Here is a 9,502-nt window from a genome sequence, read left to right on the forward strand (position 1 = left end):
CATCAAGAAAGGTGCCTTTGACCTGGTGTTCGAACGCGGCGCCGTGATTGACGTCAAGCCTCAATACGACATCACCCGCCAGGTGATCGAGCGCATGAACCAGCTGAAGTAAGCCATGACCGCGATTATCAAGCTCGGCGAGTTGGCCGAGTTCCTGGGAGCCACCTTGCGTGGTTCCCCGGAGAAAGAAATTACTGGGCTAGCCACCTTGCAGGAGGCTGGCCCATCTCAGTTGAGCTTCCTCGCAAATCCCCAATACCGTAAATACCTGGCCGACAGCCAAGCCGCAGCCCTGCTGCTGAAGGCTGCTGACGCCGAGGGTTACGCCGGGGACGCGCTGGTGGTGGCTGATCCGTACCTGGCCTATGCGCGGGTATCCCACCTGTTCGATCCGAAACCCAAGGCGGCTGGAGGAATCCATCCGTCGGCGGTCATCGCCGATGATGCCCAGGTTGACCCTGCGGCGAGCATTGGCGCTTTTGCCGTGATCGAAAGTGGCGCGCGCATTGCCGCCGGCGTCACCGTAGGCGCTCACTGCTTTATCGGTGCACGCTGTGAAATCGGTGCCGATGGCTGGCTGGCGCCCCGCGTGACCCTGTACCACGACGTGCGTATCGGGCAGCGGGTGGTCATTCAGTCGGGCGCGGTGATTGGTGGTGAAGGCTTCGGCTTTGCCAATTCGAAAGGTGTCTGGCACAAGATTGCCCAGGTCGGCGGCGTATTGATCGGCGACGATGTGGAAATCGGCGTCAATACTGCTGTTGATCGCGGGGCTTTGGCCGATACCGTGATCGGTAATGGCGTGAAGCTCGATAACCAGATCCAGATTGCCCACAACGTACAGATTGGCGATCACACCGCCATGGCGGCCTGCGTAGGCATATCCGGCAGCACCAAGATCGGCAAGCATTGCATGCTCGCCGGTGGCGTAGGGCTGGTGGGCCATATCGATATTTGCGACAACGTCTTCATCACCGGCATGACCATGGTCACCCACTCGATTACCGAGCCCGGTGCCTATTCTTCCGGTACCGCCATGCAGCCTGCGGCTGAATGGCGCAAGAGTGCGGCGCGTTTGAGACATATCGACGACATGGCTCGACGTCTCAAGCAGCTGGAAAAGCGTGTTGGGGACGTGACCCCTGGCGGTAATGCTTCATCAGAAGGCTGATACCATTTCCATATCAAGTGTGAACAGCCGCTAGACTGCCTCCTTGATTTGCTAGCGGGGCGTGCGTTTAGTCGCCCGCCCCCAATCTTTATTACAGGCTTCCCCCCGAAATGATGGACATCAACGAGATTCGCGAATACCTGCCTCACCGTTACCCGTTCCTGCTGGTGGATCGTGTAGTGGACCTGAATGTTGAGGAAAAGCGCATTCGTGCCTACAAGAATGTCAGCATCAACGAACCGTTCTTCAATGGCCACTTTCCCGCGCATCCCATCATGCCGGGCGTGTTGATCATCGAAGCAATGGCCCAGGCTGCCGGTATCCTTGGTTTCAAAATGCTCGACCTCAAGCCTGCCGACGGCACGCTTTACTATTTCGTGGGCTCCGACAAGTTGCGTTTCCGCAACCCGGTCACCCCGGGTGACCAGTTGATCCTGGAAGCCAAGTTCATCAGTTGTAAGCGCCAGATCTGGAAGTTCGAATGCCAGGCTTCGGTGGATGGCAAGCCAGTGTGCTCCGCCGAAATCATCTGCGCGGAACGCAAACTATGAGTTTGATTGACCCTCGCGCAATCATCGATCCGTCGGCCGTACTGGCCGCCGACGTTGAGGTCGGCCCTTGGTCGATCGTCGGCGCAGGTGTGGAAATCGGCGAGGGGACTGTCATCGGGCCGCACGTGATCCTCAAGGGACCGACCCGCATTGGCAAACACAATCGCATCTACCAGTTTTCCTCGGTAGGCGAAGACACCCCCGACATGAAGTACAAGGGTGAAGAAACACGCTTGGTAATCGGTGATCACAACATCATTCGTGAAGGCGTGACCATTCACCGTGGTACCGTGCAGGACCGTGCCGAGACCACGCTGGGTGATCACAACCTGGTCATGGCCTACGCGCATATCGGCCATGACAGCGTGATCGGCAACCACTGTATCCTGGTCAACAACACCGCGTTGGCAGGCCATGTACACGTTGACGATTGGGCGATCCTGTCCGGTTTCACCCTGGTGCATCAGTACTGCCACATCGGCGCCCATAGTTTTTCCGGCATGGGCACTGCCATCGGCAAGGATGTCCCGGCGTTCGTCACGGTCTTCGGTAACCCTGCCGAAGCCCGCAGCATGAACTTCGAAGGCATGCGCCGTCGTGGTTTCAGCGAAGACGCGATCCACGCTCTGCGCCGCGCCTACAAGGTGGTTTACCGCCAGGGCCTGACGGTTGAGCAAGCGTTGACTGAACTGACCGAGCCTGCAGCATTGTTCCCGGAAGTCGCGGTGTTCCGTGACTCGGTTCAGGCGTCGACTCGCGGCATCACTCGCTGATCATGGCCAATCTGCGTATCGCATTGGTCGCCGGGGAAGCTTCCGGCGATATCCTGGGCGCGGGCCTGATGCGGGCGCTTAAGGCCCAGCATTCGGCGGTCGAGTTTATCGGTGTGGGTGGCCCGTTGATGCAGGCTGAAGGCCTCACGTCTTACTTCCCCATGGAGCGCTTGTCGGTCATGGGGTTGGTGGAGGTGTTGGGTCGTCTGCGTGAACTGCTGGTGCGGCGCAAGTTGCTGATTCAGACCCTGATCGAAGAAAAGCCCGACGTTTTTATCGGCATCGACGCGCCGGATTTCACCCTCAATATCGAACTCAGGTTGCGTCAGGCTGGGATCAAGACCGTGCATTACGTCAGCCCGTCCGTCTGGGCGTGGCGGCAGAAGCGCGTGCTGAAGATCCGCGAAGGTTGCGACCTGATGCTGACCTTGCTGCCGTTCGAAGCCCGTTTCTACGAAGAGAAGGGCGTACCGGTGCGGTTTGTCGGGCACACGCTGGCCGACACTATCCCGCTGCACGCTGACCGCGCTGCAGCGCGTGCCGAACTGGGCTTGTCCGACGGCCCGCTTGTCGCGCTGATGCCAGGCAGTCGCGGTGGCGAAGTGGGTCGCCTGGGCACATTGTTTTTTGACGCCGCCGAACGCCTGCAGGCCTTGAAGCCTGGCGTGCGCTTCGTACTGCCGTGTGCCAGCCCGCAACGTCGCGCACAAATCGAAACATTGCTGCAAGGGCGCAACCTGCCGTTGACCCTGCTCGATGGTCAGTCGCACCTGGCCCTGGCGGCTTGCGATGCGGTGCTGATCGCCTCGGGCACCGCGACCCTGGAGGCGTTGCTGTACAAGCGTCCGATGGTCGTGGCTTACCGCCTGGCGCCGCTGACCTTCTGGATTCTCAAACGCATGGTTAAAAGCCCCTACATCTCCTTGCCCAACCTGCTGGCCCAGCGCCTGTTGGTGCCAGAATTGTTGCAGGACGATGCAACGCCCGAAGCCCTGGCGCAGACGCTACTCCCCTTGATCGACGGTGGCGAAGAGCAGACTCGCGGTTTTGACGCCATCCACCGCACCTTGCGCCGTGATGCGTCAAACCAGGCCGCCGATGCCGTGCTGACGTTGATCGGCCACAAACAGGAAGCCCTATGACGACGCAAATGGGGCTGGATTTCAGCCTGGTCGCGCAAGCCCATGAACTGGTGGCCGGCGTGGATGAAGTCGGGCGCGGCCCGCTTTGTGGCGCGGTGGTTACGGCGGCGGTGATTCTTGACCCGAACCGTCCGATCCTCGGTCTCAACGACTCGAAAAAACTCACCGAAGCGCGTCGGGAAAAACTCTTCGACGAGATCTGTGAAAAAGCCCTGAGCTGGCATATCGCCCGGGCCGAAGTCGAAGAGATCGACGAACTGAATATCCTCCACGCCACCATGCTCGCCATGCAGCGCGCCGTCGAGGGCCTGCATATCACGCCCAAACTTGCGATGATCGACGGCAACCGCTGCCCGAAACTGGCGATGCCGGCTGAAGCGGTCGTCAAGGGCGATAGCAAGGTGCCTGCCATCGCGGCAGCCTCGATTCTGGCCAAGGTCAGCCGTGACCGTGAAATGGCCGCGTTCGAATTGATCTATCCGGGCTACGGCATCGCCGGCCATAAAGGCTACCCGACGCCCGTTCATCTGGAAGCGCTGGCCCGTCTTGGCCCGACGCCAATCCACCGTCGCTCGTTCGCCCCGGTGCGCCTGGCTTACGAACAGCGCGAGAGCCTCAGCGAGGTTTAGTCGCGAGGCTGATGTTTTTGCCCAGGCCCGGTACAATCCCGGGCCTTGTTGTTTCTACGTTTAAGACAGGATCACTATGCCGGCTTCATTCGTTCATCTACGCCTGCACACTGAGTACTCCCTGGTCGACGGCCTGGTACGGATCAAACCGCTGGTCAAAACCCTGGTGGGCATGAGCATGCCTGCGGTGGCGGTCACCGATCAAAACAACATGTGTTCCCTGGTCAAGTTCTACAAGAACGCCATGGGCGCCGGCATCAAGCCGATCTGCGGCGCCGACCTGTGGCTGTCGAACAAAGACCCGGATAACCCCCTGAGCCGCATCAGCCTGTTGGCGATGAACGGCGTCGGTTATCGCAACCTCACCGAACTGATTTCCCGTGGCTTCATTGACGGCCAGCGCAACGGTTCGGTGATCATCGAGCGCGAGTGGGTGGCCGAGGCCAGCGAAGGCGTGATCATGCTTTCTGCGGCCAAAGAGGGCGAGATCGGGATCGCGCTGCTGGGCGGCAACCCCCAGGAAGCCGAAGTGCTGGCCCGCGAGTGGATGGCCGTGTTCCCCGACCGCTTCTACCTGGAAGTCCAGCGCACCAACCGCCCCAACGATGAAGAACATCTGCACGCCGCCGTGGCCCTGGCCGACAAGCTGGGCGCGCCGCTGGTGGCGACCAACGATGTGCGCTTTATCAAGAAGGAAGATTTCGAAGCCCACGAAACCCGCGTGTGCATCGGTGAAGGCCGGGCCCTGGATGACCCGCGTCGCTCGAAAAACTACAGTGAAGAGCAGTACCTCAAAAGCGCCGAGGAAATGGCCGAGCTGTTCAGCGACCTGCCCGAGGCACTGGAAAACTCCGTCGAGATCGCCAAGCGCTGCAATATCGAAGTGAAGCTGGGCAAGCACTTCCTGCCCAACTTCCCGATTCCCGAAGGCATGACCATCGATGAGTATTTCCGCAAGGTGTCGTTCGATGGCCTGGAGGAGCGCCTCTCGGTCCTTTTGCCCAAGGACACCACCGACGATTACGAAGCCAAGCGCCAGGTCTATATCGACCGGCTGAATTTCGAGCTGGATATCATCATCCAGATGGGGTTCCCCGGTTACTTCCTGATCGTGATGGACTTTATCCAGTGGGCCAAGAGCAACGGCGTACCGGTCGGTCCTGGCCGGGGCTCGGGTGCCGGCTCGTTGGTCGCCTATGTGCAGAAGATTACCGACCTCGACCCGTTGGAATATGACCTGCTGTTCGAACGGTTCCTTAACCCGGAACGGGTTTCCATGCCCGACTTCGACGTCGACTTCTGCATGGACGGTCGCGACCGCGTGATCGAATACGTGGCCGATAAATACGGTCGCAACGCCGTGAGCCAGATCATCACGTTCGGCTCCATGGCGGCCAAGGCGGTTATCCGCGACGTCGCCCGAGTGCAGGGCAAGTCCTATGGCCTGGCGGATCGCCTGTCGAAGATGATCCCGTTCGAAGTCGGCATGACCCTGGAAAAAGCCTACGAGCAGGAAGAAATCCTGCGCGACTTCATCAAGGTCGATGAAGAAGCCGCTGAAATCTGGGAGATGGCGCGCAAGCTCGAAGGCGTGGTGCGTAACGTCGGTAAACACGCCGGTGGCGTGGTGATCGCGCCGACCAAGCTCACCGACTTCTCGCCGATCTATTGCGACGAAGAAGGCGGCGGCCTGGTGACCCAGTTCGACAAGGACGACGTTGAGGCGGCCGGCCTGGTGAAGTTCGACTTCCTCGGCCTGCGGACGCTGACGATCATCGACTGGGCGCTCAAGACGATTAACCGCGAACGCGCCAAGGTCAATGAAGAACCGCTGGATATCGCGTTTATCCCGCTGGACGACAAACCGACCTACAGCCTGCTGCAAAAAGCCGAAACCACCGCCGTGTTCCAGCTTGAGTCGCGCGGCATGAAAGAGCTGATCAAAAAGCTCAAGCCCGACTGCCTGGAAGACTTGATCGCACTGGTCGCCCTGTTCCGTCCGGGCCCGTTGCAATCGGGCATGGTGGATGACTTTATCAACCGTAAGCACGGTCGCGCCGAACTGGCCTACCCGCACTCGGACTACCAGTACGAAGGCCTCAAACCGGTACTGGCGCCGACTTACGGCATCATCCTGTATCAGGAACAGGTGATGCAGATTGCCCAGGTCATGGCCGGATACACCCTCGGTGGTGCGGACATGCTGCGTCGCGCCATGGGTAAGAAAAAGCCCGAGGAGATGGCCAAGCAGCGCGGCGGTTTCATCGAGGGTTGCGCCACCAACAATATCGACGCCGACCTCGCCGGTAACATTTTCGACCTGGTGGAAAAATTCGCCGGTTATGGCTTCAACAAATCCCACTCCGCCGCCTACGGCCTGGTGTCGTACCAGACCGCCTGGCTGAAGGCCCACTACCCGGCGCCGTTCATGGCTGCGGTACTCTCGGCGGATATGCACAACACCGACAAGGTCGTGACCTTGATCGAGGAAGTGCGCACCATGAAGCTGCGCCTCGACGCGCCGGACGTGAACGCCTCGGAGTTCAAGTTCACCGTGAACGACGAAGGCCGCATCATTTATGGCCTGGGCGCGATCAAGGGCGTGGGCGAGGGGCCGGTGGAAGCAATCACCGAAGCGCGCCAAAACGGCCCGTTCAAGGACCTGTTCGACTTCTGTGCACGGGTCGACCTCAAACGCATCAACAAACGTACCCTCGATGGCCTGATCCGCAGCGGTGCCCTGGACCGTCTCGGCCCGTATTTCCATGATGAGCCGAAGGCCTATCAGGCGAATATCGACCGCAATCGGGCGGTGCTGCTGAGCGCCATGGAAGAAGCGATCAAGGCCGCTGAACAGACCGCCCGCACCCACGACAGCGGCCACGCCGACCTGTTTGGCGGGTTGTTCGTCGAGGAAGACGCGGATGTGTACGCCAACCATCGCAAGGCCAAGGAGCTGACCCTCAAGGAACGCCTCAAAGGTGAAAAAGACACCCTGGGCCTGTACCTGACCGGTCACCCGATTGACGAATACGAAGGCGAAATCCGTCGTTTCGCCCGTCAGCGCATCATCGACCTGAAACCGGCACGCGACACCCAGACCGTCGCCGGCATGATCATCGCCCTGCGGGTGATGAAAAATAAGAAGGGCGACAAAATGGGCTTTATCACCCTTGATGACCGCTCTGGCCGGATCGAGGCGTCGCTGTTTGCCGACGCTTTCCATTCCGCCCAGTCGCTGTTGCAGACCGACGCCATGGTCGTGGTGGAAGGCGAGGTCAGTAACGACGACTTCTCCGGTGGCCTGCGCCTGCGGATCAAGCGGGTGATGAGCATGGAAGATGCGCGCACCAACCTGGCCGAAAGCCTGCGCTTGAAGGTCAAGACCGAGGCGCTCAAGGGCGATCAGCTGCGCTGGTTGGGGGACTTGCTCAAACGCCACCGTGGCGCATGCCCGGTGACCATGGAATACACCGGTAACGACGCCAAGGCCATGCTGCAGTTCGGTGAGACCTGGCGAATTGATCCCGCTGATGGCTTGATTCAAGCATTGCGTGACCAGTTCGGTCGTGACAACGTCTTCCTCCAATACCGTTGACGATCAGGTGGTGGCAAATCGCCTGATCTCGACCAAACATTTAATCTCGACCTAGACGCGCCTCTCCCTTAAGGTAGGGCGCGAACAGACAACCGGCTGGCCAGGCACCCCTTGGCCGTCGACCCAAGACGGACGCTTATGAACCCGAATTTTCTTGATTTCGAACAGCCGATCGCTGACCTGCAAGCCAAGATCGAAGAACTGCGCCTGGTCGGCAATGACAATTCGCTGAATATCGGCGATGAGATCGCTCGCCTGCAAGACAAGAGCAGCACGCTCACCGAAGACATCTTCGGCAAGCTGACCAGTTGGCAGATCGCGCGCCTGGCCCGCCACCCGCGCCGTCCGTACACTCTGGACTACATTCAGCACATCTTCACCGAGTTCGACGAGCTGCACGGCGACCGTCACTTCTCCGACGACGCGGCCATCGTGGGCGGTATCGCTCGCCTGGACGACCAGCCGGTGATGGTGATCGGTCACCAGAAAGGCCGTGAAGTACGCGAAAAAGTTCGCCGTAACTTCGGCATGCCGCGTCCGGAAGGCTACCGCAAGGCCTGCCGCCTGATGGAAATGGCCGAGCGCTTCAAAATGCCGATCCTGACGTTCATCGACACCCCGGGTGCCTACCCAGGTATCGACGCCGAAGAGCGTAACCAGAGCGAAGCGATCGCCTGGAACCTGCGCGTCATGTCCCGCCTGAAAACCCCGATCATCGCCACCGTGATTGGTGAGGGCGGTTCCGGCGGTGCGTTGGCCATTGGTGTCTGTGACCAACTGAACATGCTGCAATATTCGACCTATGCGGTGATCTCGCCGGAAGGTTGCGCCTCGATCCTGTGGAAAACCGCCGAGAAAGCGCCGGACGCTGCCGAAGCGATGGGTATCACGGCCGAGCGCCTCAAGGGCCTGGGTATCGTTGATAAAGTGATCGCCGAGCCATTGGGCGGCGCTCACCGCGACCCGGCAGCCGCTGCTGCGAGTATCCGTGCCGAACTGGGTTCGCAACTGGCGATGCTCAAAAAGCTGGATAACGAAGCGCTGTTGGCCCGTCGTTACGAGCGCCTGATGAGCTACGGTCTCTAAATCGCAGCAGTAAAAAATGTGGGAGGGGGCTTGCCCCCGATTGCTGAGTGTCAGTCAATGCATCTGGTGACTGGCCCGCCGCTATCGGGAGTAAGTCCTCTCCCACATTTGCTTTGTGTATGCTTGGCCAACGTATTTCAGGTTTGCGGCGGTAACATCTGATGAAACCATTACTCTCCGCCAAACTCCTGCAAACCCTGGGCCCCTGGCGCAATGCCCCGGCCTGGCATATCGCTTTTTCCGGCGGGCTTGATTCCACCGTCCTGCTGCACCTTCTGGCAAATCTCGCCAAAACTGAGAAGCTTCCTACGCTTGGCGCTGTTCATGTCCACCATGGCTTGCAAGCCGCGGCCGATGCCTGGCCCGGTCATTGCCAGTCGGTCTGTGACGCCCTTGGGGTCCCCTTGCGAGTCATGCGCGTGCAGGTGCTGGCCGGTGCAAGCCTGGAGCGCGCGGCGCGTGACGCGCGCTATCAGGCGTTCAGTGAAGTGGTCGGGGCAGGGGCGGCGTTGCTCACCGGCCAGCACCGCGACGATCAGGCCGAAACCCTGC

Annotated in this window: 8 protein-coding genes and 1 pseudogene; all 9 read left to right on the forward strand. The window is 60.1% G+C overall.

Going from position 1 to position 9,502, the window contains the following annotated elements; translation table 11 throughout:
- A pseudogene (locus L9Z73_RS18710) lies at positions 1-112 on the forward strand (OmpH family outer membrane protein); the annotation flags it as partial.
- 3 nt (positions 113-115) lie between these two features.
- Positions 116-1,171: a UDP-3-O-(3-hydroxymyristoyl)glucosamine N-acyltransferase gene (gene lpxD, locus L9Z73_RS18715; protein ID WP_247403880.1), complete on the forward strand. Its 1,056-nt coding sequence runs from the start codon at positions 116-118 to the stop codon at positions 1,169-1,171.
- Between the two features lie 110 nt (positions 1,172-1,281).
- Positions 1,282-1,722 (forward strand): 3-hydroxyacyl-ACP dehydratase FabZ, encoded by a 441-nt coding sequence (gene fabZ, locus L9Z73_RS18720; RefSeq protein WP_003172281.1) that lies wholly within the window; start codon positions 1,282-1,284, stop codon positions 1,720-1,722.
- Positions 1,719-2,495: an acyl-ACP--UDP-N-acetylglucosamine O-acyltransferase gene (gene lpxA, locus L9Z73_RS18725; RefSeq protein ID WP_247403883.1), complete on the forward strand. Its 777-nt coding sequence runs from the start codon at positions 1,719-1,721 to the stop codon at positions 2,493-2,495. The genes fabZ and lpxA overlap by 4 nt, the downstream gene beginning before the upstream one ends.
- A 2-nt stretch (positions 2,496-2,497) precedes the next feature.
- Complete coding sequence (gene lpxB, locus L9Z73_RS18730) at positions 2,498-3,637, forward strand: lipid-A-disaccharide synthase (RefSeq protein WP_247403886.1); 1,140 nt, start codon at positions 2,498-2,500, stop codon at positions 3,635-3,637.
- On the forward strand, positions 3,634-4,266 hold the full coding sequence (gene rnhB / locus L9Z73_RS18735) for a ribonuclease HII (RefSeq protein WP_017844751.1): 633 nt from the start codon (positions 3,634-3,636) through the stop codon (positions 4,264-4,266). Before lpxB ends, rnhB begins: the two co-directional genes overlap by 4 nt.
- A 76-nt stretch (positions 4,267-4,342) precedes the next feature.
- Positions 4,343-7,864, forward strand: coding sequence for a DNA polymerase III subunit alpha (dnaE, locus tag L9Z73_RS18740; protein ID WP_247403889.1), 3,522 nt, complete (start codon positions 4,343-4,345; stop codon positions 7,862-7,864).
- A gap of 138 nt (positions 7,865-8,002) precedes the next feature.
- A complete protein-coding gene (locus L9Z73_RS18745) occupies positions 8,003-8,950 on the forward strand; it encodes an acetyl-CoA carboxylase carboxyltransferase subunit alpha (protein WP_247403892.1) in 948 nt (315 codons plus the stop codon).
- A 161-nt stretch (positions 8,951-9,111) separates the two neighbouring features.
- Positions 9,112-9,502, forward strand: a 391-nt coding sequence (locus L9Z73_RS18750; RefSeq protein ID WP_282598678.1) for an ATP-binding protein, incomplete at its 3' end; no start/stop codon positions are given.

Source organism: Pseudomonas emilianonis, assembly GCF_023072625.1.
GTDB classification, from domain to species: domain Bacteria; phylum Pseudomonadota; class Gammaproteobacteria; order Pseudomonadales; family Pseudomonadaceae; genus Aquipseudomonas; species Aquipseudomonas paraveronii.

Excerpts from the sequence above, each read along its gene's own strand:
- L9Z73_RS18745 (WP_247403892.1), top strand. The coding sequence starts at position 8,003 with ATGAACCCGAATTTTCTTGATTTCGAACAGCCGATCGCTGACCTGCAA.
- lpxA (WP_247403883.1), top strand. The coding sequence starts at position 1,719 with ATGAGTTTGATTGACCCTCGCGCAATCATCGATCCGTCGGCCGTACTG.
- dnaE (WP_247403889.1), top strand. The coding sequence starts at position 4,343 with ATGCCGGCTTCATTCGTTCATCTACGCCTGCACACTGAGTACTCCCTG.
- fabZ (WP_003172281.1), top strand. The coding sequence starts at position 1,282 with ATGATGGACATCAACGAGATTCGCGAATACCTGCCTCACCGTTACCCG.
- rnhB (WP_017844751.1), top strand. The coding sequence starts at position 3,634 with ATGACGACGCAAATGGGGCTGGATTTCAGCCTGGTCGCGCAAGCCCAT.
- lpxB (WP_247403886.1), top strand. The coding sequence starts at position 2,498 with ATGGCCAATCTGCGTATCGCATTGGTCGCCGGGGAAGCTTCCGGCGAT.
- lpxD (WP_247403880.1), top strand. The coding sequence starts at position 116 with ATGACCGCGATTATCAAGCTCGGCGAGTTGGCCGAGTTCCTGGGAGCC.